The sequence below is a fragment of the Pseudonocardia sp. Ae150A_Ps1 genome (assembly GCF_001932315.1).
GTDB lineage: Bacteria > Actinomycetota > Actinomycetes > Mycobacteriales > Pseudonocardiaceae > Pseudonocardia.
Map to the genome: position 1 here is coordinate 5570735 of NZ_MCIJ01000001.1, position 21819 is coordinate 5592553.

Below are 21819 nucleotides of genomic sequence, written 5' to 3' on the forward strand. Positions count from 1 at the left end.
TTCGCGCCCGTTCTGACGTGACGTTATCATTCCGCATCGTCAAACGATTCTCCCGAGTTCAGGAGTCGCGCATGTCCGCGCTCGCGACCGCAGACCGGCAGGTCCCCGGCCTGCGCCGGCGCCGCCTCGGTGTGGTGCACCTGGTGTTCTTCACCGTCGCCGCCTCGGCCCCGCTCACCGTCCTCGCGGGTGGTGTCACCACCGCGTACGCGGTGAGCGGCAACCAGGGAGTCCCGCTGGCGTTCCTCGGCGTCGCCGCGGTTCTCGTGCTGTTCGCGTTCGGCTACGCCGCGATGAGCCGGCACGTCGCGAACGCCGGTGCCTTCTACTCCTACCTCGCCCGCGGGCTCGGCAGGCCGGCCGGGGTCTCCGGGTCGTTCGTCGCGCTCGTCGCCTACAACGCGATCCAGATCGCGCTCTACGGACTGTTCGGCTCGACGATGTCCGACTTCGTCGGCGACGTCGCGGGCCTGCGGCTGCCGTGGTGGACCTGGGCGCTGTTCGCGATGCTGGCCGTCGGCTGGCTCGGGCTGCTGCGCGTGGACCTGAACGCGCGGATCCTCGCGGTGCTGCTGGTCGTCGAGGTGGCGGTGGTCGTCGGGTTCGACGTCGCCGGCTTCACCCGTCCCGCCGAGGGCGTGGTCACGGCCGAGCCGCTGATGCCCGCCACGCTGTTCGCGGGCGGGATCGGCGCGGTCGTCGCCTTCACGGTCGCGTCCTTCACCGGGTTCGAGTCCGGCGCGATCTACTCCGAGGAGGCGCGTGACCCGCGCCGGACGGTGGCCCGGGCGACCTTCGTCGCCGTCACGTTCACCGGCCTGTTCTACGCGCTGTCCGCCTGGGCGATGGTCGCCGCGACCGGGCCGTCGCAGCTGCAGGTGCGTGCGGGGGAGGAGGGGCCCGGCCTCGTCTTCGGGCCGCTGGCGGAGATGTTCGGGCCGGTCGTCGCCGACGTCGCCACCGTCCTGCTGCTCACCAGCGTCTTCGCGGCGCTGCTGAGCTTCCACAACGGCGTCGCCCGCTACCTGTTCGCGCTCGGCCGGGAGCGGGTCCTGCCCGGCGTGCTGGCCACCGTCGGTGCCCGTTCCGGCGGCCCGGTCGCCGGGTCGGTGGCGCAGTCGGTGCTGGCGCTCGTCGTCGTCATGGGCTTCGCCGTCACCGCGGCCGACCCGATGCTGTCGCTGTTCAGCTGGTTCTCCGGGCTCTCGGCGATCGGCGTCGTGCTGCTGATGACCGGCACCTCGGTGGCCGTGATCGGGTTCTTCCGGCGCAACCGGACGGCGCCGGTGTCGGTGTGGTCGCGGCTGGTCGCCCCGGCGCTCGCGGCGCTGCTGCTAGCGGCGATCCTGGTCGTGCTGGTCGGCAACTTCGACGCGCTGCTCGGCACCGACCCGTCGTCGCCGGCCCGGTGGGTCCTGCCCGGGGTCGTACTGGTCGCCGCGGTCGCGGGCGGCGCGTGGGCGCTGAGCCTGCGCCGCAACCGTCCGGAGGTCTACGAGGGCATCGGCGGCGGCGCCCCGGCGCCGGACGGTCTCGCCCCCGACACCGGCGCGCCCACCGTCTACCGCCGGCGGATCGGCGAGACCGGGCCGGCCGACTGGGCGGGCGCCGGGACCGCGGACCCCGACGACGTCGCCCCGGACAACGCCCCGGACGACGGCGACACGACGGTCTTCACGATGCCCGGCCGGCCCGGGAACGAGGAGACGACCGAGTTCAGGCGCCCGGACCTGCGGGACTGACCGGCGCCGTCCACACCCCGACGAGCACGTCGACCAGCCCCGTCGCGGCGTCCGCCCAGGACGACCGCGGCGTGGGCAGGCCCTCGGCCAGCGCCCGCTCCCGCTCGGCGAAGTGGTGCACGAGCAGCTGACGGCAGATCTCACCGCGCTCGAGCCGGACCTCCGGCGGCAGCGTGGGGAGCCGGGCGTTCAGCCCGTCGAGGACGACGGTCAGCGACCGCGACGCGAGCGACTCGGCGACCATGATCTCCCGCAGCGCGGGGTCGGTCATCACCTGCGCCCCGAACCGCGCGTACCAGGTCGGCGCCCCGGCCGCGGCGAGGTGGTCGGCGACCGGCCGGACCAGGGCGTCGACCCAGTCGCGGAGGTCCGCCTCGGGCGGCAGCCGGGCCGCCGTCTCCTCGCGGCGGGCGTCCATCGCCCCGGCCTGGCGCCGGATGAGCGCGCGGACGAGATCGGCCTTCGTGCCGAAGTGGTAGCCGACGACGGTGTTGTTGCCCTGTCCGGCCGCCTCCGCCACGGCCCGGTTCGACACCGCGTGGACGCCGTGCTCGGCGAAGAGCCGCTCGGCGGCCTCCAGGATCCGTTCCCGGGTCGCCGCGGCGCGCTCGCTCGGGCCGCTCGTGCTCATCTCGTCGCCTCCCGTCCGGGGTCGCGGTGCCCAGGGAACCGTTCCGCTTGCATTAAGTCAAGTGATCGACTTAGCGTCGGCGGTGTCCCGCACCGGTGTCGCAGGAGTGTGCATGTCCCGTCCCTCGAGCTCCCCGGCCTCCCCCGTGGACGCTCCCACCCCCATCGGGCCGCCGTCCGCGCTGGTCGCCGTGCTCGCCGCGGCGGGCATCGTCGTCTCGCTCCAGTAGACCGTGGTGGTCCCGCTCGTCCCGCTGTTCCCGTCCCTGCTGGGTGCCGACCCGGCGGACACCGCGTGGATCGTCACCGCGACACTCCTGGCCGGCGCCGTCGCCGTCCCGGTGGTCGGACGGTTCGCCGACATGGTCGGCAAGCGCCGGATGCTGCTCGTCTGCCTCGGCGTGCTGGTGACCGGCTCCGTGGTGGCCGCGCTCAGCACCTCGCTGGTCCCGCTGGTGGTCGGGCGGGCGCTGCAGGGACTGGCCGCGGGCGTCGTCCCGCTGGGGATCAGCCTGATGCGGGACCTGCTGCCCGCGGAGCGGGTCGGCTCGGCCACCGCGACGATGAGCGCCTCGCTCGGCGTCGGCGGCGCGCTCGGCCTCCCCGCGTCCGCGCTGGTGGTGCAGGTCGCCGACTGGCACGCACTGTTCTGGGCCGCCGCGGTGCTCGGGGCCGCGGTGATCGCCCTGGTGGTGCTGCTCGTCCCGGAGTCGCCGCAGCGGACCGGGGGACGGTTCGACCTGCCCGGTGCACTGCTGCTCGCGGTGGCCCTCGTCGGGCTGCTGCTCTCGGTGTCGAAGGGCGGCGACTGGGGCTGGGCGAGCCCGCTCACGCTGTCGCTGCTCGCCGTCGCGGCGGTGGCGCTGGCCGGTTTCGGGCTGCGCGAGCTGCGCACCCCCGATCCGCTGATCGACCTGCGGGTCAGCCGGCGGCGCCCGCTGCTGCCCACCAACATCGCGTCCGCCGTGTTCGGGTTCTCGATGTTCGCGATGTCGCTGGTCTTCCCGCAGCTGCTGCAGCTGCCCGAGGAGACCGGCTACGGGCTCGGGCAGTCGATCCTGGTCGCCGGCCTCGTCCTCGCGCCCGGCGGGCTCTGCATGATGGCGATGTCCCCGGTGTCGGCGCGGATCAGCGCCCGCTACGGCCCGCGGACGACGCTGATGGCCGGCGCCGTCGTCGTCGCCGCCGGGTACGGGCTGGGGGCCGCCTTCCACGCCGCGGTGTGGCAGCTGCTGGTGAGCTCCGTCGTGATCAGCGCCGGCATCGGACTGGCCTACGGGGCGATGCCCGCCCTGGTCATGGCCGCGGTGCCGGTCACCCAGACCGCGGCGGCCAACAGCCTCAACAACCTGATGCGGGCGATCGGCCTGTCCACCGCCGGTGCCGTCGCGGGCGTCCTGCTCGCCCGGATGACGACGGCGGGTCCCGGCGGCTCCGTCGTCCCGTCCGAGACCGCGTTCTCCCTGGTGATGCTGCTCGGGGCCGGCTCCGCGCTGGTCGCGATGGCCGTCACCGCCGCCATTCCCCGCACCCGACCCTGACGGAGGACCCACCGTGACCACCACCGAGGAGCCCCGGCCGATCGAGCTGCGCCGCAGCGGGTTCGGCCCCGCCCCGGACGCCGCGGAGCTGCGGGAGCAGCCGGGCGTCGTCCGCGTCCCCACGCCGTTCGGCCCGTCCGCGTGGCTGCTGACCCGGCACGCCGACGTCCGCCGGATGCTCGGCGACGCCACCACCTTCCGCAACGGCTGGACGCCCGCCGACCTGACGGGTGGCCCGAGCCGCGACCCGCGCCAGCTCTCCGGCGACCGCACCGGCAACCTGCTCTCCCTCGACCCGCCCGACCACACCCGGCTGCGCCGCCTGCTGACCCCGGAGTTCACGGTGCGGCGGATGCGGAGGCTCGAACCGCGGATCGTCGAGATCGTCGACGAGCACCTCGACGCCGTCGAGCGCGACGGCGCCCCGGCCGATCTCGTCCGGCTCTTCGCGCTGCCCGTCCCGTCGCTGGCGATCTGCGAGCTGCTCGGCGTGCCGCCCGCCGACCAGGACGAGTTCCAGACCCGCACGGCTCGCCAGCTCGACACCACCCTCGGCGAGGCCGAGCGCGTCGAGCTGGCCGCCGAGGCACTGGCGTACATGCAGGACCTCGTCGCGCGGGCCCGCCGCGACCCCGGTGAGGACCTGATCGGGATGCTGATCCGCGAGCACGCCGACGTCGTCACCGACGCCGAGCTCGTCGGCATCGCGAACCTGCTGCTCGTGGCGGGGCACGAGACGACGTCGAACATGCTCGCCCTCGGCACGCTGGCGCTGCTCCGGTACCCCGACCAGCTCGCACTCGTCCGCGACGACCCGGACGCCGTGCCCGCCGCCGTCGAGGAGCTGCTGCGCTGGATCTCGATCGTCAACTCCGGGTCGCCCCGGCTCGCCGCCGCCGACGTCGAGTTCGACGGCACCACGATCCCGGCGGGCGACCTCGTGCTGTTCAACCTGCCCGCGGCCAACCGCGATCCCGGGATCGCCGACGACCCGGAGCGGCTCGACGTGACCCGCCGCCCCACCAACCACGTCGCGTTCGGGCACGGCATCCACCACTGCCTCGGCGCGCCGCTGGCCCGCGCCGAGATGCGGGTGGCGTTCCCGGCGCTGCTGCGCCGGTTCCCGGGGCTGCGGTTCGCCACCGACGACGGCATCGCCTGGGCCAGCCACAAGGCGATCTTCGGTCTGGAGGAGCTGCCGGTCGCCTGGTGAGCCACCGTCACCCGCTCGTGCGTTTCTCCGGTGCTCCGGGGTGCATCCGGGTCGTACGGCTGGCCCCGGGGGACCGGCACCGCGACGATCGCCCCTCGGCTTACGAGCAGGGGGCGCAGTGCGGTGACGGGCGGGGTCGGCGACGACGACGGTGAGCACGGGGGCGACGACCGGACGTCGTCCCGCGGGCGGTCGGCGGAACCCCCGCCGCGGCCCCCGATCCGTCCGTCCGGTGAGCCGGCCGAGCCGGTCGTGACCACCGACCCGGCACCGACGCTCCACGGTGGACCGATGCCGGTCGTCCCCGTCACGCCGTCCCGGACGGTGTCGCGGGCGGTGACGCTCGGCGTCGCGGGCGCGGTACTGGCCGTCGCGGGTGCGGCGGGCGGGGTCGCGGTCGCGGTCGCCGCCGCACGCCCGGACGGCGGCTGGCCGCAGCTCGGGACGCCGCCCGCCGTCGCGGACCCGCCGGCGGTCGACGGCGGCCCGCGCGCGGCGCCCGGTCCGGTCCCGGACGTGGTGGACCCCGGCGCCGTCGCCCGCCTCCCCGGTGCGGGAGATCCGTCGCAGCCGGTGGAGCCGGAGCGGCGGCCCGCCCACCGCGCCGCCGAGCCCGGTCCGGTCGCGCCGCGACCGGGCGCCGGTGCGCACCGCCCACCGGCTCCGGCGCCGGGTGCCGGGCCCGGCGGTGGTGTTCAGGCCCGGCCGGGACCGGGACCGGGCGCGCCGGCGCGACCCGCTCCGACGCGGGGAGCGGCCCCCACCGCCCCGCAGGACACCGGGCCGGGGACGGCGCCCGGCACGGAGCCGGGGCAGGGGCAGCCGCCCGGAACGGGCACGGCACCCGGCACGGCCCCGGCACCGGCACCGGGCACGACTCCCGGTGCGGGGACGGAGCCCGGGTCCGGTTCCTCGCCGGGTGCGGGTACCGAGCCGGATCCCGGCACGGCGCCCGGGGCGGGCACGACGCCGGCCGGTCCGGCACCCGGGACGGGCACGACGCCGGGCACCGCTCCCGGTGGCGACGGTGCACCGGGGCAGCCGGCCGGGCCCGGGGGCTCCGGGGCCGACCCGGGCGGTCCGGGGGCGGCGCCGACGGCACCACCGGACCCGGCCCGGCGCACCGGGTCCCCGGACCCCGCCGGCTCGGGGTGACGGTCGATCACCCCGCCCGGTCGGCGGCGAGCACCTGTTCCCGCAGGATGTCCGCGTGCCCGCAGTGGTGGGCCAGCTCCCGCAGCACCTGCAGGTGGAGCCAGCGCACCGTGATCGGCCGCCCGCGGCCGTGCACGGTGTCGTCCAGCGACAGTTCGGCGACGGCGGCGCGGGACCGCTCGGCCACCGCGCGGTAGCGGGCGCGGACCGCGGCCACGGTGTCGTCGTCGGTGAACTCGAAGGAGTCCTCGACCGACTCCGGGATGCCGAGCTCCACCCGCGTCGCCCCGGTCACGGCCTGTCCGAACCAGACCGTCTCGACGAACGCCGCGTGCCCGACCAGTCCCAGCAGCGTCGTCCGGGACGGGACGAGCCGGCGGCGGGCCTGCTCCTCGGTCAGCCCGTCGAGGGAGGCGTCGAGGAGGGCGCGGTACTCGTCGAGGAAAGCGGTGAGCTGGGCGCGTTCGGCGCCGTCCTGGACGGCGAACGGGCTGGTCATGAGGTCACAGCCTAGGGGGCCTCATGCCGTGGTCGGACGCGGGAATCCGTCCCGGCACCGCGCCCGGCACGGGCGCCCACCGCACCGGCGCCGTGGCGGACCGGCCGCCGGTCCGGCGCGTCCGGCCGGGAGCGGCTGGCGGGCGTCGACGCCGCCCGCGGCCTCGCCGTCCTCGGGATGATCGTCGCCCACGTCGCGGCCGCGGAGGCGACCTCCACGCTCTGGACCCTGGTGAACGGCCGCGCGGCCGTCCTGTTCGGAGTGCTCGGCGGCGTGTCGCTCGCGCTCATGGCGCGGTCCGCGCTGCGCTCCGGCGATTCCCCTGACCGGGCCGCGCTGCGCCGCCGGGTCGCCGTGCGCGCCGTCCTGCTGATCGTGCTCGGTGTCGTCCTCGCCGCGGTGAGCACCGGACCGATGGTGATCCTGGCCGTCTACGGCGTCGAGTTCCTGCTGGTGCTGCCGCTGCTCTTCGCCGGGGCGCGGACGCTCGCCGTCACCGCCGCGGTGTGGGCGGTCGCCGGGCCGCTGCTGTCGTTCGCCCTGCGCTCGGTGCTGCCGGGGCCGACCACGGCGGACGGCGGCACGATCCTCGGCGGGGTGCTGCAGGCGTCCGACCTCACCTCGGGCGCCGGCCTGGTCCGGGCCGTCGACGTGCTGCTGCTCTCGGGGGCCTATCCCGTGCTGACCTGGATGCCGTTCCTGCTGCTGGGCATGGCGATCGGCCGGCTCGACCTGCGCGCCGCCGCCGGCAGGCTGCTCGCCGGGGGCCTCGTCGGTGCCACGATCGGGTACGGGGGATCATGGCTCGCCGTGGACGTGCTCGGCGGGCGGCAGGCGCTGCTGGGCAGCGTCGCGCCCGTCGCCGACCGGCTCGGCATGCCGCCGGAGGCCGCGCTCGAGATCCTGGGTTCGTCGTCGTACGGCACGGTCGCGACGACGACGCCGGCCTGGCTGCTCGTCGCCGCCCCGCACAGCGGCAGCCCGTTCGACGTCGTCGGGGCGGCCGGGGTCGCCGTCGCGGTGCTCGGGCTGTGCCTGCTCGTGGCCCGCGCCGTCCCGGCGCTGCTCGTGCCGCTCGCCGCGACCGGCTCGCTGGCGCTGACCGTCTACGCCGGACACATCGTGGTGCTGACCCTGGCCGGCGGCGCACCGGAGACCTCGCCGTGGGCCGTCACCGCCGTGTTCTGCGCGGTCGCGGTCCTCTTCGCCGCCGGCTGGCGGGGGCTGGCCGGTCGCGGCCCGCTCGAACAGGTCGTGCACGTCGTCTCGGCGCGCGCCGGAGGTGCCCGATGACCGCCTCGTTCCGGACCCTGCGCCGCTACCTGAACGACATCGGCCGCCCCTCGTCGGCGGAGGAGCCGACGCTCGTCGAACGGTTCGTCGTGCTCTGCCGGCGCAACCCCGTCGTCGTCGACGCGGTGCTCGCCGCGCTGCTGATCGGGATCGCGGTCAGCTGGACGTTCGAGGGCAAGGTCATGGCCTCCCAGCGGACGGCCGCCCTCGTCGTCGCGGTCCTCGCCGCCGCGCCGGTGGTGTTCCGGCGCGCGTACCCGATCCCGGCGGCGGTGGCGACGGCGGTCGTCGCGACCGTCTGCACGGTCGCGCTGCCGGGGACGCTCGCCGCGTTCCTGCTCCCCGCGCTCGTGATGGGGTACTCGGCGGTGGCCTACGGGCCCCGCTGGGCGGGCCCCGTGGCCGTGCTCCTGCTCCTCGCGGGGATGTTCGGGCCGTTCCTGCTGCGGGGGGCCGTGCCGCAGATGGGACTGCTCGGCATGGCCGTGGTCGGTGGCTACATGCTGCTGGTCGCGATCGGCGTCTGGCTGACCGGCTCGCTGCGCCGGGCGTCGTTCCGGCACACCGAGGGTCTGCGCGACCGGGCCCGGTTGCTGGAGGAGAGCCGCCGCCAGGAGGTCCGGATCGAGCTGCTCGCCGAGCGCTCGCGGATCTCCCGGGAGGTGCACGACGTCGTCGCGCACTCCCTGTCCGGCATCATCGCCCAGGCCGACGGCGGCCAGTTCGCCGCGCAGCGCGACCCGCAGAAGGCGGTCGACGTGCTCGCCGGGATCGCCGACACCGGCCGCGAGGCGCTCGCCGACGTCCGCGGGCTGCTGGAGATGCTGCGCGACACCGGCCCCGACGACCCGGCCGACAGCACCGCCGACACCGCAGGCCGCCCGCAGCCCGGCACCGACGACGTCCCCGCGCTGGTCGAGCAGGTCCGCGCCGGCGGTCTCCCGGTCGACCTGGAGGTCACGGGCACGCCGCGGACCGTCCCCACCGGCCCCGGCCTGACCGCCTACCGGGTGGTCCAGGAGGCCCTCACCAACGTGATTAAGCATGCCGGTCCCGGCACACCCACCCACGTCCGTCTGGAGTGGAGCACCGACGAGCTGGCCGTGCGCGTCCGCGACGAGGGTGCCCGCGGCCCCGTGCCGCGCCCGCCCCGCGGCGGGCACGGCCTGACCGGGATGCGCGAGCGCGCCGCCCTGCACGGCGGCTCGGTCGAGACCGGACCGCACCCCGACGGCGGCTGGTCCGTCCGGCTGCGGCTCCCGGTGCCCCCGTCGACACCCACCCGAGGAGAACGGTGAACCCTGTCCGCCTGATGCTGGTCGACGACCAGGAGCTCGTCCGCGCCGGTTTCGCGATGGTGCTCGACTCGTGCGACGACCTGACCGTCGTCGCGCAGGCCGGGGACGGTGAGCAGGCGCTCGCCGAGCTCGACCGGACCGCGGTCGACGTCGTCCTGATGGACGTCCGCATGCCGCGCCTCGACGGGATCGAGGCGACCCGCTTGGCGCTGGCCGCGCATCCCGGGTTGAAGGTCGTCGTGCTGACGACGTTCGATCTCGACGAGTCGGTGACGGCCGCGATCGGGGCCGGGGCCAGCGGGTTCCTGCTGAAGGACGTCAAGCCGCAGGGCCTGATCGACGCGGTGCGGACGGTCCACAGTGGCGACTCGGTGATCGACCCGGTGTCGACGCGCCGGCTGCTGCGGGCGACCGCGCCACTGCTGTCCGCGCCGGAGCCGGCCGCCGCGGCGCCCGACGCGGCGGCCGCGCTCGCCGATCTCACCCCGCGCGAGCGGGAGGTGCTGAACCTGGTCGGCGACGGCCGGTCCAACGCCGAGATCCAGCAGGACCTGGTCGTGTCGGAGGCGACGGTGAAGACGCACATCGGCCACCTGCTGGCGAAGACCGGCTCCCGGGACCGCGTCCAGCTGGTGGCACTGGCCTTCCGCGCCGGACTGGTGAGCTGACCCCGCCCGGCGCGCGGCCGGGCGTCAGAACTGCAGGACCAGGTGGGCCACGGAGAAGTAGATGACCAGGCCGGTCGCGTCGACCAGGGTCGTCACCGCGGGGGCGGACACCACCGCGGGATCGATGCCCAGCCGGCGCGCGACCAGCGGCATCGTCGCCCCGATCGTCGCCGCCCAGGCGCAGATCGCGACCAGCGAGATCCCGACGACGAGCGCGACCTGCGCCCCCACGAGCGCGGTGCCGATCACCAGCCCCGCCAGGGCCAGCATCGTGCCGAGCGCGGCGCCCACCCGGGCCTCGCTCCACATCACCGTGAGCACGTCCGACGGCCGGACCTCGCCGACGGCGAGCGCGCGCACGCTCGCCGTCGCGGCCTGGGCACCGGCGTTCCCACCGGTGCCGATCAGCAGCGGCACGAACAGCGCCAGTGTCGTGACCTGGGCGAGTGTGTCCTCGAAGTACTGCAGGACGTTCACCGTGAGTGTGGCCGCCACCAGGAGCAGGAGCAGCCAGACGATCCGGGAGCGGGCCAGCGACAGCACGCCGACGGTCATGTAGTGCCCGGACCACGGGGCCGCGCCGGACTGCCGTGCGACGTCCTCCGAGTCGGCCCGCTCCAGCTCCTCCACCGCGTCGTCGATCGTGAGCAGGCCCAGCAGGCGGTCCTCGCCGTCGACGACCGGGAGCGCGATCCGGTCCGAGTCGCCGAGCAGCCGGGCGGCGTGCTCCCCGGTGTCGGTGGCGCGCACCGTGGGGGTGCCGGTCTCGACGAGGTCGGCGAGCGGCGTCTCCGGCGTGCCGAGCACGAGCTCGCGGAGCGTGACGACACCCTCCAGCACCCGGCCCGGCCCGACGACCGGCAGCGTGTAGACGGTCTCGGCGTTCCGCCCGGCCCGGCGCACCCGGGCCAGCGCCTCGGTGACGGTGCCGCCGGAGTGCAGGCTCACCGTCTCGGGCGTCATCAGCCGGCCGGCGGACCCGGCCGGGTAGCCGAGCAGCGCGGCGGTCGCCCGGCGCCGGTCCGGGGCCAGCCCGGCGAGCACCCGGTGCGCCACCGACGCCGGCATCTCGCCGAGCAGCCGGGCGCGGTCGTCGGGATCGAGGCCCTCGACGAGTTCCGCCACCCGGTCCTCGCGCATCCCGTCGAGCACCCGCTGGGCGGTCACCGCGTCGAGCTCCTCGAACGCGGCGGCCGCGGTGTCCTTGTCCAGCAGCCGGAACAGGACCCCGGCGTCGGCCTCGTCGCACCGCGCCAGCGTCTCGGCGAGGTCCCGGGGGCTCAGGTCCCCGGCCCCGGCGGCGACGGCAGGGAGGTCACCCGCGCGCAGCGCACCGGCGAGCTGGGGATGATCCGGGATCGCGTCCCGGGCGGCCCGTTCGGCCTGCGTGCGCGTCGTGGTCGTCGCGTCCATCTCTCCACCTCCCCGGCTGCGGCGGCAGGCCCGGCAGGGGCGCGCCCAGATACATTGCGTACGGCAACAATTCTACGTTCGACGCAAGTGTCCCGCAGTCGGCGGTGGCCGGCCTCACCGGGGGCGGGCGTCGATCACGCTGCGCGGGCCGGTGGTCGGGACGACCGCCTCGACCCGGAAGCCGGTGTCGTCCAGCAGCTCCGCGTACTCCCGGGCGGTGCGCTCCCGGCCGCCGGTGCCGACGAGCATGTGCAGGTCGTAGAGGGCGGGTCCGGGCTCGCCGGGGCCGTCGTCGGGCAGCAACTGCTCGAGGATCAGCACCCGGGCGTCCGGCCCGGTGGCGACCCGCACCGTCCGCAGCAGTGCGCGGCACTCGTCGTCGGTCCAGTCGTGCAGGACGAACGAGAGCAGGTAGACGTCCGCGCCGCCGGGGACGGCCTCGAAGAAGTCGCCGAGCATCACGTCGCAGCGGCTCGCGAGCCCCGCCGCGGTGAGCTCGTCGTGCGCCCGCTGGGCGACGTCGGGCAGGTCGAGCAGCATGCCGCGGCACGACGGCCGTGCGGTCAGCACGTGCCGCAGCAGCGCGCCCGTCCCCCCGCCGAGGTCGACGACGGTGCTGCCGTCCGGGACGTCGTAGGCGTCGACGAACGCGGCCCCCGCCTCGTCGACGAGGCCGCGCTGGGTGACGTCGTAGAGCGCGCCCAGCTCGGGCCGGTGGGTGAGGTGCCCGAAGATCGGCCGCCCGGTCACCCGCCGGCACGCCTGCTCGCCGGTGCGGACCGACTCGGTCAGGTCGTCCCACAGCGGGCGCCACAACCGGGAGGTGAGCAGTGCCCTGGCGTGCGCAGCGCCCGGTGCGTCGCGGCGCAGCGCCCCGCCCAGCTCGGTGTCCGCCCACCGGCCGTCCGGCTCGCGGGTGCACAGGCCGAGTGTGGCGAGCGCGCGCAGCAGCCGGTCGAGCGTCGGCGGGTGCGCGCCGGTCTCTGCGGCCAGCTCGTCGACGCCGGCGGGCCCGCGGGCCAGGACGTCCATGACGCCCAGCTCGGCGGCGGCGCAGATCGCGTCGGTGGTCCAGTGGGCCTGGACCATCCCGATCAGCCGGGTGGCGGCGGTGTCCATCGGAGCTCCTCACGGGTGCGGGGATCTTCTCCGTCGAAGTGTCCCCGGTCACACCGCGGGTGGCCTAGAACCCCGGGTGGTCGCGCAGGTTGACCTGGTCGCAGCTGCGCGTGAACGCGTCGACCTCGTCGTCGGTCGGTGGCTCGGCCCGCGCGGCGAACCCGGCCAGCCCGCGGAAGTAGCGCTCCCGCGGGGCACCCGGCATGAAGAGGATCAGGAACCGGGCGTCGGAGTCCGGGCCGGTCCGGAACGCGTGCACCCCGTGCGCCGGGACGTGCACGAGATCGCCGGGGCCGGCCTCCGTCCAGTCCGACCCGGTCATGATCCGCAGCCGTCCGCCGATCACGTAGAAGCTCTCGGTGAAACCCGAGTGGTAGTGCGGCAGCGCGCCGGGGGAGTCCGCGGGGATCCACGACTCGAAGAGCCCGAAACCGCCGCCGACGGATCCGCCCGGCGCGGCGAAGCGGGTCCACGATCCGGTGGGGGAGGTGACCGCGCGCTCGGTGTCGGCGGCCGGACGCCACACGGCCGACGGTTCGGGGAAGCTCACGCCCACCGACGGTAGCCGCCCGACGACCGGGCGTCGGCACGCGACCACCGGTCCGGGCCCGGATCGGGGCGATGGGGGAGCGGCGACCCCTCTGAACTGCGTCGGTATCGTCGTGCCCGCGGCCGGAACGCGTCCCGCCGCGGTCCGTCGGCGAGGAACGAGGTGAGGTGCGTGCGCGTCCTCGCGTCGTTGCTGCTCCTGCTCGTGGCCCTGGTGGTCTGTGCGGGGCCGGCCGCGGCCGCGGCGACGCACCACGCGGAGCACGTCCGGGCCGTCGAGTGCCCGTACCAGATCCCGACCACGCTGCACGTCGGCGACTCGGAGCAGGTCCCTCGGCGGGACGGCGACGATCCCCCGTCGCCGGCCGCCCTGCCGGTGACGCCGGTCGCCGCCGTCCCGGCGGGCCACGCCGACACCGACCCGTCGCCACCCCCGGAGCGGACGCTGCTCGGGCCGTCGCCGGTCGAGCAGCTGTGCGTGGACCGGAACTGACCGGGAGGGAACGTCCCGCGTCCCCAGTACCCGTGATCCCGGCTCCGTGCCGGAGCCCCGTGGAGGAGCCCTCCCCATGACCCGCAATGTCAAGATCTCGCTGTTCGTCGTCGGTGCGTTCGCGCTCCTGGTGGCGGCACTGCTGTTCGTCAACCGCCCCGACGCCCCCACGGGGAGCGCCGGCGGCGAGGTGTCCGCCGACGCGCTCGCCCCGGCCGACGCGCCGCGGCTGAACGACGCCCCGGGCGCCCAGGTGACCCTCGTCGAGTTCCTCGACTTCCAGTGCCCCGGCTGCGGCCAGCTCCAGCCGATCATGAGCCAGCTGGTGCAGCAGTACGGCGACCGCGTCGAGTTCGTCGTCCGGGACTTCCCGCTGCCGATCCACCCCAACGCCGAGCAGGCCGCCGTCGCCGCCGAGGCCGCGCACCAGCAGGGCAAGTTCGTCCCGATGTACGAGAAGCTCTTCCAGAACCAGCAGAACTGGTCCGAGCAGCCCGACCCGACGGCGATCTTCCGCGGCTACGCCGACGAGATCGGCCTCGACGGAGCCGCCTACGACGCTGCCGTCGCGAACCCGGCGACCCTGGAAGCGGTGCAGGCCGAGAAGGCGGCCGGTGAGGCCGCCGGCGTGCAGGGCACCCCGACCATCTTCGTGAACGGCGAGCAGGTGCAGGTGAGCTCGGTGCAGGACATCACCGACGCGCTCGACGCCGCGGTGAACCGGTGACGGCCGCGGCCATGACCGAGGAGATCGACCGGGTGCCCGGCGGGCCCGTGGCCGGCGGCGTCCCCGGCCCGGTGCCGCGGGTCCTGCCGTGGCTGCTGACGCTCGGCGGCGCGCTCGGCCTGGTCGCCGCGTTCACGCTGACCGTCGAGCGCATCGAGCTGCTGCTGGACCCGGGGTACACGCCGTCCTGCAGCATCAACCCGGTGCTGTCCTGCGGGTCGGTCATGCAGACCGAGCAGGCGGCGTTCTTCGGGTTCCCGAACCCGCTGCTCGGGATCGGCGCCTTCGCCGTCGTCGTGACGGTCGGGGCCGCGCTGCTCGCCGGGGTCCGCTTCCCGGCGTGGTGGTGGGCCGGACTGACCGCGGGGGCGGCGCTCGGCGTCGCCTTCGTGCACTACCTGATCGTCCAGAGCCTGTACGAGATCGGGGCGCTCTGCCCGTACTGCATGGTCGTCTGGGCCGTGACGATCCCGATCTTCTGGTACTCGGCACTGGCGGCGCTGGACCGCAGCGGCGCGGCCCGCGGGCTCTACGAGGGCCTGCGCCGCTACCACGCGGTGCCGGTCGTCCTCTGGTTCCTGGTGATCATCGGCCTGGCGCTCCAGCGGTTCTGGATCTACTGGTCCAGCCTGCTCTGAGCCGCGTCCCGCCGGGACGCACCCCGTCACGGCGCGGCGCACCCCACGCGACGGGTGCGCCGCCCCGCGGAGGGGTGCGCGGCCAGTGTGGGGTCAGCGGTCGGTGTGGTCGGTGCGGTTCTCCTCGGCGGACAGTTCCGTCTTGAGGATCCGGCTCGAGCGACCTACGGAGCGGGCGAGGTCGGGCAGCTTCTTCGCGCCGAACAGCAGCACGAGGACCAGCAGCACGATCAGCAGCTGGGTCGGTCCGGGTGGGGTCATGGGACACCGTCCTTCTCCGCCGGGGCGATCCCCAGCACGTGACGCAGGTAGAGCGGCCGCGTCGCGGCCACGCACAGCAGGAACGGCGGCACGACGGCCGCCAGCAGGGGCCACACCGCGGGCGGCGGTGCCGCCATCCCGAACACCGGGGCGAGCGGGGTGAAGGGCAGCGCCACCCCCGCGACGACGACCGCCGCGACGGTGAGCACCACCGCGCGGACCGGGCGTCCGGCCCGGGTCCGCAGCAGGAGCAGCACCAGCACCTGGGACAGGACGCCCTCGACGAACCAGACCGCCTGGAAGACCGCCTGCTCCTGCGGCGTGTCCAGGCCGAGGAAACGCCACACCGCCCAGAACGTGACCAGGTCGGACGCCGAGGACAGCGGCCCGAGCACCGCCATGAACCGCAGCATGCCGCGGGTGTCCCAGGTCCGGGGCCGGGCGGTCCAGCCCGGCTCGACCCGGTCGAACGGCAGCGACAGCGCCGCCACCCCGAACAGCACGCTCTGCAGCACCAGCTGCGCGGGCAGGAGCGGGAGGAACGGCAGCACCGCCGAGGCGACGACCACCGACAGCGCGTTGCCGACGTTGAGCGCGGCGGTCACCGTCAGGTAGCGGGTGGCCCGCCCGAGGGTGCGCCTGCCCTCCTCGACGGCGGTGACGACGGCGTCCGGGCCCCGGCCGGTGAGCACGATGTCGGCGGCCGCGCGGGCGGCGGGCACGGCGTCGTCGACCCCGATCCCGACGTCGGCGGTGCGCAGCGCGCCGACGTCGTTGACGCCGTCGCCGAGGAAGCCGACGGTGTGGCCGCGTGCCTGGAGCGCCGCGACGACCCGCTCCTTCTGCAGTGGGGCGAGCCGGGCGAACACGGTGGTCCGCTGCACCGCGCGGGCCAGCGCGACGTCGTTGAGCGCGTCGAGGGCGGCGCCGTCGAGTACCCCGTCGACCGCGATCCCGGCCCGCTCGCAGACCTGCTCGGCGACGACCGGGTCGTCCCCGGTCAGCACCTTCACCTCGACGCCCTGCTCGCGGAACCGTGCGACCGCGCCCGCGGCGGACGCGCGGACCGGATCGACCAGCCCCACGAACCCGAGCAGCAGCAGGTCCTGCTCGGGGTCCGGGTCGTGCGCGGCGATCCGCCGGGTGGCGACGGCGACGACCCGCATCCCGCGGGCGCGGTGGCCGTCGGCGGCGTCGGCCGCGGCGGCGCGCAGCGAGCGGGTCAGGGGTTCGGCGGAGCCGTCGCGGACCGCGTGCGAGCAGCGAGGGAGGACGGTGTCCGGGTCGCCGCGCACGATCACGAGCTCACCGGGGTCGTGCGCGTCGCGCAGCACGACGGCCGCGCGGCGCCGTGCGTGGTCGAACGGCAGCTCGTCGACCCGGGTGAGCAGCCCCTGCGCGAGCTCCGCCGACCCGTCCCGGCCCGCACCGGCCAGCGCGTCGTCGATGCCGTCGCGCGGGGTGCCCTGGAACCGGACGGCGACGGCCGCGGTGTCGCCGGGTGCGGGATCGGGCCGCCCGTCGACGTCGACCGAGTGCGTGAACACGACCCGGTCCTCGGTGAGCGTGCCGGTCTTGTCCAGGCAGGCGACGTCGATCGCTCCGAGGTCGTGGATCGCGTCCGGCCGGGTCACCAGCACACCGGACTCGCGCAGCCGGGCGGCGCCGCGCAGCAGCGTCGTCCCGACGATCAGCGGGAGCAGCTCCGGCGCCAGCCCGACGGTCACGGCGACGGCGAACAGCAGGGCCTGCCGCGGGTCGCCGGACACCGAGCCGTTGACGACCACGACCAGCGGTGCGGCGACCAGCATGCAGCGCACCAGCGTCCAGCTCACCGCGCGGACGCCCCGGTCCACCGCGGACGACGGCCGCGGCCGGTGCGCCCGGCCGCCGAGCTCCTCGGCGTGCGTGCGGGACCCGGTGGCGAGCACGACCGCGGTCGCCTCGCCCCGGGTGACGGTGCCACCGGCCGGCAGCAGCGACGGGATCGCCGTCACCGGAGGGACCGTGGCCGGCCGGTCACGGAGCCGGCGCGGCGAACGCTCCGGGGCCGACGGCGGTGCCTTCGGGACCGGCAGCAGCTCCCCGGACAGCGACGACTGGTCGACCAGCAGGTCCGTGGCGCGCAGCAGCCGCAGGTCGGCGGGCACCGGGTCGCCGGCCCGCAGGAGCACGACGTCGCCGGGCACCAGGTCCTCGGGCGGCACCTCGCTCTCCCGCGGGGACGAGCCGGCGGCGGGGCGCCTGCGCACCGTGACCGTCGTGCCGGCCCGGGCCCGCAGCACCCGAGCGGTGCGGTCGGCCCGGATCTCGTGCCACAGCCGCAGCCCGATCCCGAGCGCGGCGATCACCAGTACCAGCGCCGCGCTCCCGGCCTCGTCGGCGACGGCGAGCAGTGCACCGAGCACGGTCATCAGTCCGGCGAACGGGCTGGCCAGTGCGCGGCGCAGCCACACCGGCGGGCCGTGCCTGCGGTCGGCGGCGGGGACGTTCTCGCCGTGCTCGGCCAGGCGGAGCGCGGCGGTGTCCTCGGTGAGCCCGCGCCGGGACGTCTCCAGGCCGCGGAGCAGGGCGAACGCGTCGGCCTGCGCGTAGTGGCGCAGGGCGGCCTCGCCCGGGACCGGCGGGGGGCCGGGGCCGCGGCGCGGAGGCGGCCCGGCCGCGGCGGCGCCCGCCTCGGTCGTCCGGTCCATCGCGCTCCTCGGTCCCCGGGGCCGTGCCCGGACCCCGACCGGTACGGTAACAGTTGCGTAAGTATTGCAACTGTCTGGAGGTGTGGTGGACGAGGAGCTCCTCGAACCCGAGCTGCTGGCCGACGTGGCCGCGGCGTTCGGGATGCTCAGCGCGACCTCCCGGCTGCAGATCGTCTGGCTGCTCGCCGCGGGCCCCCACGACGTCGGTTCGCTGGCCACCGCGCTCGGCCAGCCGGTCGCCGCGGTCAGCCAGCACCTGGCCAAGCTGAAGCTCGCCGGGCTCGTGCGGGCCCGGCGGGAGGGCCGGCACCAGATCTACGTGATCGACGATCCCGGCGTGGTCGAGACGGTGCACGCGGTCGTCGCGGCACAGCGGGCACGACGCCGCCCCGACGCCGGAGGCGCCGGCCGGGCCCGGGGGAGTGCGTGACCCCGCCCCGCCCGCCGCGGCGCGACCCCCGCGGCGCGGTGCCGCCGGGCCCGCCGCCGGCCCGTCCGCCCGGCCCGCCGCCGGGCACCCCGCCGAGGCGATCCGCCGAGCGCCCCGGACGGCCCCGCCCGCCGCGCCGCCCTCCGGCGGCGCCCCCCGTGGACCCGACCCGCCGGACCACCCCGCTCGCCCCGGTCGGGGCGGTCGCACCGGGCGGGCCGGTCGCACCGTGGCCGCGGGCGGGGGACCGGCCCCCGTCGCGGGCCCGGCGCTGGGTCGCGGCACTGTCCGCGTCCGTCCTGCTCGCCACCGGCGCGGCCTGGTCGGTGCTGGGTGGCGACGGCGGGCTGGTCACCGCCGACATCACCGGCGACACGGTGGCCGACGGCGCCACCGACATCCTGCTGGTCGGCAGCGACTCCCGGGTGGACGCCCGCGGCAACCCGCTGCCCCGCGAGGTGCTCGACGCGCTCGACGCCGGTGACGCCGACGGTCAGGCCAACACCGACACCCTCATGCTCGTCCGGATCCCGGACGACCCGTCGCTCGGCGCGTCCGCGGTCTCCATCCCGCGCGACGCCTGGGTCGACGTCCCGGGCCTCGGCATGCACAAGATCAACTCTGCGCACGCCCGCGGCGCCGCCGTCGCCCGGCCCGGCCTGAGCGGGCAGGGCCTGTCCGGGGCCGATCTCGAACGCGAGGCGAACGCGGCGGGCAGCCGCACGCTCGTCGCGACCGTGGAGGAGCTGACCGGCGTCTCCGTCGACCACTACGCCCAGGTCAACCTCGCCGGGTTCGCCGAGATCACCCGCGCGCTCGGAGGAGTGCCCGTCTGCCTGCGCGAACCCGTCCGGGACCGGTACTCCGGTGCCGACTCCGCCGCGGGCCCGCAGACGGTGGAGGGCGCGCAGGCACTGCAGTTCGTCCGGCAGCGGCACGGGCTGCCGGGCGGGGACCTGGACCGGGTCCGGCGCCAGCAGGCGTTCCTCGCCGGGCTCACCCACCGGCTGCTCTCGGCCGGGACGCTGGCCGATCCCACGGCCGTCGCCGGACTGCTGCGTGCGGTCAACGGCGCCGTCGTCCTCGACCAGGGGTGGGACCTCACCTCGATGATCGCGCACGCGAGCCAGCTGCGCGGCGACCGCGTCGAGTTCCGGACGATCCCGACCGGCCGCGCCGACTACCGCACCGGCAGCGAGGGCGTCGCCGTGCAGGTGGACCCGGCCGAGGTCACCGCCTTCCTGGCGGACCCCACCGACCCCGCGGCGCCCGGCGAGGACCCGGACGGGGACGGCACCGGTGCCACGCCCGAGGCCGCCGTCGGCGACGACCCGGCCCCGGCCGAGGACTCCGGCACGACGGGCGCCGCCGCCCCGCGCGGGTCGCCGGACCCGGCCGCGCCACCCGCGAGCGTCCCGCCCCCCGACCTGACCGCCGACGGCGTTCCCTGCGTCGACTGAAGGAGCCTCCCATCTCCGAGATCATCGAGTTCCTCACGTCCGTGCCGCTCTGGGTGGTGGTACTCGTCGCGGGCCTGGTCACGCTCGGGGAGACCACGCTCGGTGTCGGCCTCCTCCTGCCCGGCGAGACCGTCCTGATCGCGGCGGCGATGGCCGTCCCGGACGTGCCGGCGGCCGTGCTGGTCACCGGCGTCGTCGCCGTCGCGGCGGCCGGTGGCGACACCATCGGCTACGCGATCGGACGACGGTTCGGGTCCCGGCTGCGCGAGTCCCGGCTGATCGGTCGGATGGGCCGCGACTCGTGGGACGACGCCGCCCGCACCCTGCGCCGACACGGCTCCTGGGCCGTGCTGTGCGCCCGCTTCCTGCCCGTGGTGCGCACGATGACGCCGGCCGCGGCCGGTGCGTCCGGGCTGCCGCTGCGGCGGTTCCTGCCCGCCGTCGCCGTCGGTGCGACGGCGTGGGCGGCGATGCACGTGACCGCCGGGTTCCTGCTGCGCGAGGCGGCGAAGGAGTTCGAGCACGCCTTCGGGCTGCTCGGCTGGATCGTCCTCGCGGTGGTCGTCGTGGCCGGGGTCGTGGCCTGGCTGGTCCGCCGGCGCCGTGCCGACGCCCGTCGGGCCGCCGCCGAGGCCACGGCCGGGGCCCGGGAGTAGTCCGGGCCGGCCGTCCGACCGTCGGTCCGGGCGGCCGCGCACCCGGATCCGTGTGCGGGCATGCGCGCTGCGCCGGGTGGCGCCGCCCGCTCGAACGGGTAGGGTCGGCCGTCCGACGCGTAGAGCCACCTGCGCGTGCCCGCATCGCGAGCACGACCAGGAGGCCTGAGTTGCGCATCGCCATCGTCCGAACCCCTGAGGTGCCGGAGGACTGCGGCACCGGTCTCGTCGCGGCGGCGCTGGCCGCGGCCGGCCACCGGATCCGCGTCGTCACCGACCTCCCCGACGACCCCGCCCTCGTCCGGCCGGACGGCGCGGGCGACCTGCGGGTCGACACCCTCACCCCGGCCACGCTCACCGACGGCCTCGCGTCCGCCTGGGCGGACGACCCGCCCGAGCTGGTGCACGCCGTCGGCCCGGCCGCCGCCCGGGCCGCGGGGACGACCGGTCTCCCGGTCGTCCTGTCCTACCCGGCCGGTGTCCCCGCCCGGTCCGGCGCCGACGACGACCCGCTGCCCGTCGGCCGCGCCCGGGTGCTGGCGGCCAGCGAGGACCAGCACACCGCGTTGCTGCGTCTCGGCGTCCCGCGGGCGGTGCTGCGCACCGTCCCGGCCTGCGTCGACACCGACGTCTTCACCCCGGAGGGGCCTGCCCTGCGCCGGGACGAGCACCCGAGGATCGTCACGCTCGGGTCGCTGGCCGACGGTGCGGGGGCGGGTGCGGCGATCCGCGCACTGGCCCGGGTGCCGGGTGCGGAGCTGCTCGTCGGCGGCGGCGCCACCGGCGACGACGCGGACCGCGCGCGGTTGTTCGCCGTCGCGGAGTCGGTGGGGGTCGCCGGGCGCGTCCGGTTCCTCGGCCCGGTCGGTGCCGCGACGGTGCCGCGGCTGCTGCGCTCGGCGGACGTCGTCGTGGCCGCCCCCGGGCACGACGTCCCGGTCGCCCCTGCGCTGCAGGCCATGGCGTGCTCACGGCCCGTGGTCGCCTCCGGCGTCGGCGGGCTGCGGGACGCGGTCGTCGACGGCGTGACCGGTCTGCACGTCCGACCCGGCCGGGTGGACGACCTGGCGGTGGCCGTGCGCGAGATCCTCGCCGACGACGGGCTGCGGACCGGCTTCGGCATCGCCGGCCGGGACCGGGCGGTGTCGCGCTTCGACCGGTCCCGGATCGCGGACGCACTCACCGGGGTCTACACCGAGCTGCTGGAGGGGCGCGCCGCGACGCCGGAGACCGCGGGCGATGCCGATCCCGCCGACCTCCCGGACGCCGCGGAGTCCGAGGACCCCGTGGAGGCCGGGGCCGGGGCGGAGCGGCAGGAGCCGGTGGGCGCCACGGGCTGAT

Annotated in this window: 21 protein-coding genes; 14 read left to right on the forward strand and 7 right to left on the reverse strand. The window is 76.2% G+C overall.

Features of this window, described 5'->3' with window-relative positions; translation table 11 throughout:
* Positions 1–71: 71 nt before the first annotated feature.
* Complete coding sequence (locus Ae150APs1_RS26215; protein ID WP_075300921.1) at positions 72–1742, forward strand: APC family permease; 1671 nt, start codon at positions 72–74, stop codon at positions 1740–1742.
* On the opposite strand, the gene Ae150APs1_RS26220 is transcribed toward Ae150APs1_RS26215, so the two are convergent.
* On the reverse strand, positions 1717–2373 hold the full coding sequence (locus Ae150APs1_RS26220; RefSeq protein WP_075300923.1) for a TetR/AcrR family transcriptional regulator: 657 nt from the start codon (positions 2371–2373) through the stop codon (positions 1717–1719). The genes Ae150APs1_RS26215 and Ae150APs1_RS26220 overlap by 26 nt on opposite strands.
* Positions 2374–2605: 232 nt before the next feature.
* Between Ae150APs1_RS26220 and Ae150APs1_RS26225 the strand changes: the two genes are divergently transcribed.
* The 3 genes from Ae150APs1_RS26225 to Ae150APs1_RS26235 all read left to right on the forward strand — a co-directional run bounded on the left by Ae150APs1_RS26225 (position 2606) and on the right by Ae150APs1_RS26235 (position 6281).
* Positions 2606–3913, forward strand: coding sequence for an MFS transporter (locus Ae150APs1_RS26225; protein ID WP_249266485.1), 1308 nt, complete (start codon positions 2606–2608; stop codon positions 3911–3913).
* A gap of 13 nt (positions 3914–3926) precedes the next feature.
* The gene (locus Ae150APs1_RS26230; RefSeq protein ID WP_075300925.1) at positions 3927–5126 is read left to right on the forward strand and encodes a cytochrome P450; all 1200 of its coding nucleotides are present in this window, start codon (positions 3927–3929) and stop codon (positions 5124–5126) included.
* Between the two features lie 291 nt (positions 5127–5417).
* A complete protein-coding gene (locus tag Ae150APs1_RS26235; protein ID WP_139317201.1) occupies positions 5418–6281 on the forward strand; it encodes a hypothetical protein in 864 nt (287 codons plus the stop codon).
* 7 nt (positions 6282–6288) lie between these two features.
* Here Ae150APs1_RS26235 and Ae150APs1_RS26240 read toward each other — a convergent pair whose 3' ends face one another.
* Entirely contained in the window at positions 6289–6780 is a 492-nt protein-coding gene (locus Ae150APs1_RS26240; protein ID WP_075300929.1) for a DinB family protein, read from the reverse strand.
* A gap of 135 nt (positions 6781–6915) precedes the next feature.
* Here Ae150APs1_RS26240 and Ae150APs1_RS26245 point away from each other — a divergent pair, with 135 nt between their 5' ends.
* Genes Ae150APs1_RS26245 through Ae150APs1_RS26255 form a run of 3 tightly spaced genes read left to right on the forward strand, consistent with a single transcriptional unit; the run spans position 6916 to position 10039 of the window.
* Complete coding sequence (locus Ae150APs1_RS26245; RefSeq protein WP_256385599.1) at positions 6916–8073, forward strand: DUF418 domain-containing protein; 1158 nt, start codon at positions 6916–6918, stop codon at positions 8071–8073.
* A complete protein-coding gene (locus tag Ae150APs1_RS26250) occupies positions 8070–9371 on the forward strand; it encodes a sensor histidine kinase (protein WP_083680546.1) in 1302 nt (433 codons plus the stop codon). Before Ae150APs1_RS26245 ends, Ae150APs1_RS26250 begins: the two co-directional genes overlap by 4 nt.
* A gap of 14 nt (positions 9372–9385) precedes the next feature.
* Positions 9386–10039, forward strand: coding sequence for a response regulator transcription factor (locus Ae150APs1_RS26255; protein WP_075302623.1), 654 nt, complete (start codon positions 9386–9388; stop codon positions 10037–10039).
* Between the two features lie 24 nt (positions 10040–10063).
* On the opposite strand, the gene mgtE is transcribed toward Ae150APs1_RS26255, so the two are convergent.
* The 3 genes from mgtE to Ae150APs1_RS32280 form a co-directional block, all read right to left on the reverse strand.
* Positions 10064–11452, reverse strand: coding sequence for a magnesium transporter (gene mgtE / locus Ae150APs1_RS26260; protein WP_075300933.1), 1389 nt, complete (start codon positions 11450–11452; stop codon positions 10064–10066).
* Positions 11453–11566: 114 nt separating this feature from the next.
* Complete coding sequence (locus tag Ae150APs1_RS26265) at positions 11567–12571, reverse strand: methyltransferase (protein WP_083680545.1); 1005 nt, start codon at positions 12569–12571, stop codon at positions 11567–11569.
* Between the two features lie 64 nt (positions 12572–12635).
* Positions 12636–13121: a cupin domain-containing protein gene (locus tag Ae150APs1_RS32280; RefSeq protein ID WP_170918137.1), complete on the reverse strand. Its 486-nt coding sequence runs from the start codon at positions 13119–13121 to the stop codon at positions 12636–12638.
* 171 nt (positions 13122–13292) lie between these two features.
* Here Ae150APs1_RS32280 and Ae150APs1_RS32285 point away from each other — a divergent pair, with 171 nt between their 5' ends.
* The 3 genes from Ae150APs1_RS32285 (at position 13293) to Ae150APs1_RS26285 (ending at position 14978) form a co-directional block, all read left to right on the forward strand.
* Positions 13293–13613, forward strand: a complete 321-nt coding sequence (locus Ae150APs1_RS32285; protein WP_075300937.1) for a hypothetical protein — start codon at positions 13293–13295, stop codon at positions 13611–13613.
* Positions 13614–13689: 76 nt separating this feature from the next.
* A complete protein-coding gene (locus Ae150APs1_RS26280) occupies positions 13690–14340 on the forward strand; it encodes a thioredoxin domain-containing protein (RefSeq protein ID WP_010231062.1) in 651 nt (216 codons plus the stop codon).
* Complete coding sequence (locus Ae150APs1_RS26285) at positions 14337–14978, forward strand: vitamin K epoxide reductase family protein (RefSeq protein ID WP_083680544.1); 642 nt, start codon at positions 14337–14339, stop codon at positions 14976–14978. Before Ae150APs1_RS26280 ends, Ae150APs1_RS26285 begins: the two co-directional genes overlap by 4 nt.
* A 93-nt stretch (positions 14979–15071) precedes the next feature.
* Here Ae150APs1_RS26285 and tatA read toward each other — a convergent pair whose 3' ends face one another.
* Positions 15072–15239 (reverse strand): twin-arginine translocase TatA/TatE family subunit, encoded by a 168-nt coding sequence (gene tatA / locus Ae150APs1_RS34445; RefSeq protein WP_060572841.1) that lies wholly within the window; start codon positions 15237–15239, stop codon positions 15072–15074.
* Positions 15236–17932 (reverse strand): magnesium-translocating P-type ATPase, encoded by a 2697-nt coding sequence (gene mgtA, locus Ae150APs1_RS26295; RefSeq protein WP_083680543.1) that lies wholly within the window; start codon positions 17930–17932, stop codon positions 15236–15238. Before mgtA ends, tatA begins: the two co-directional genes overlap by 4 nt.
* Before the next feature lie 85 nt (positions 17933–18017).
* Between mgtA and Ae150APs1_RS26300 the strand changes: the two genes are divergently transcribed.
* From Ae150APs1_RS26300 to Ae150APs1_RS26315, 4 genes are all read left to right on the forward strand, one after another.
* Positions 18018–18362 carry a metalloregulator ArsR/SmtB family transcription factor gene (locus tag Ae150APs1_RS26300; protein WP_227012650.1) on the forward strand — a complete coding sequence of 115 codons (345 nt, stop codon included), beginning with the start codon at positions 18018–18020 and terminating at the stop codon, positions 18360–18362.
* Between the two features lie 158 nt (positions 18363–18520).
* Positions 18521–19822, forward strand: a complete 1302-nt coding sequence (locus Ae150APs1_RS26305; RefSeq protein WP_075300939.1) for an LCP family protein — start codon at positions 18521–18523, stop codon at positions 19820–19822.
* A 41-nt stretch (positions 19823–19863) separates the two neighbouring features.
* Positions 19864–20478, forward strand: coding sequence for a DedA family protein (locus tag Ae150APs1_RS26310; RefSeq protein WP_249266486.1), 615 nt, complete (start codon positions 19864–19866; stop codon positions 20476–20478).
* A gap of 200 nt (positions 20479–20678) precedes the next feature.
* Positions 20679–21818: a glycosyltransferase gene (locus tag Ae150APs1_RS26315; protein WP_075300941.1), complete on the forward strand. Its 1140-nt coding sequence runs from the start codon at positions 20679–20681 to the stop codon at positions 21816–21818.
* The last annotated feature ends 1 nt before the right edge of the window (position 21819 follow it).

Coding starts and splice junctions, on each gene's coding strand:
- Ae150APs1_RS26220 (WP_075300923.1), bottom strand. CDS start 2,373: ATGAGCACGAGCGGCCCGAGCGAGCGCGCCGCGGCGACCCGGGAACGG.
- Ae150APs1_RS26240 (WP_075300929.1), bottom strand. CDS start 6,780: ATGACCAGCCCGTTCGCCGTCCAGGACGGCGCCGAACGCGCCCAGCTC.
- Ae150APs1_RS26255 (WP_075302623.1), top strand. CDS start 9,386: ATGCTGGTCGACGACCAGGAGCTCGTCCGCGCCGGTTTCGCGATGGTG.
- tatA (WP_060572841.1), bottom strand. CDS start 15,239: ATGACCCCACCCGGACCGACCCAGCTGCTGATCGTGCTGCTGGTCCTC.
- Ae150APs1_RS26250 (WP_083680546.1), top strand. CDS start 8,070: ATGACCGCCTCGTTCCGGACCCTGCGCCGCTACCTGAACGACATCGGC.
- Ae150APs1_RS26280 (WP_010231062.1), top strand. CDS start 13,690: ATGACCCGCAATGTCAAGATCTCGCTGTTCGTCGTCGGTGCGTTCGCG.
- Ae150APs1_RS26235 (WP_139317201.1), top strand. CDS start 5,418: ATGCCGGTCGTCCCCGTCACGCCGTCCCGGACGGTGTCGCGGGCGGTG.
- Ae150APs1_RS26265 (WP_083680545.1), bottom strand. CDS start 12,571: ATGGACACCGCCGCCACCCGGCTGATCGGGATGGTCCAGGCCCACTGG.
- Ae150APs1_RS26215 (WP_075300921.1), top strand. CDS start 72: ATGTCCGCGCTCGCGACCGCAGACCGGCAGGTCCCCGGCCTGCGCCGG.
- mgtE (WP_075300933.1), bottom strand. CDS start 11,452: ATGGACGCGACGACCACGACGCGCACGCAGGCCGAACGGGCCGCCCGG.
- mgtA (WP_083680543.1), bottom strand. CDS start 17,932: ATGGACCGGACGACCGAGGCGGGCGCCGCCGCGGCCGGGCCGCCTCCG.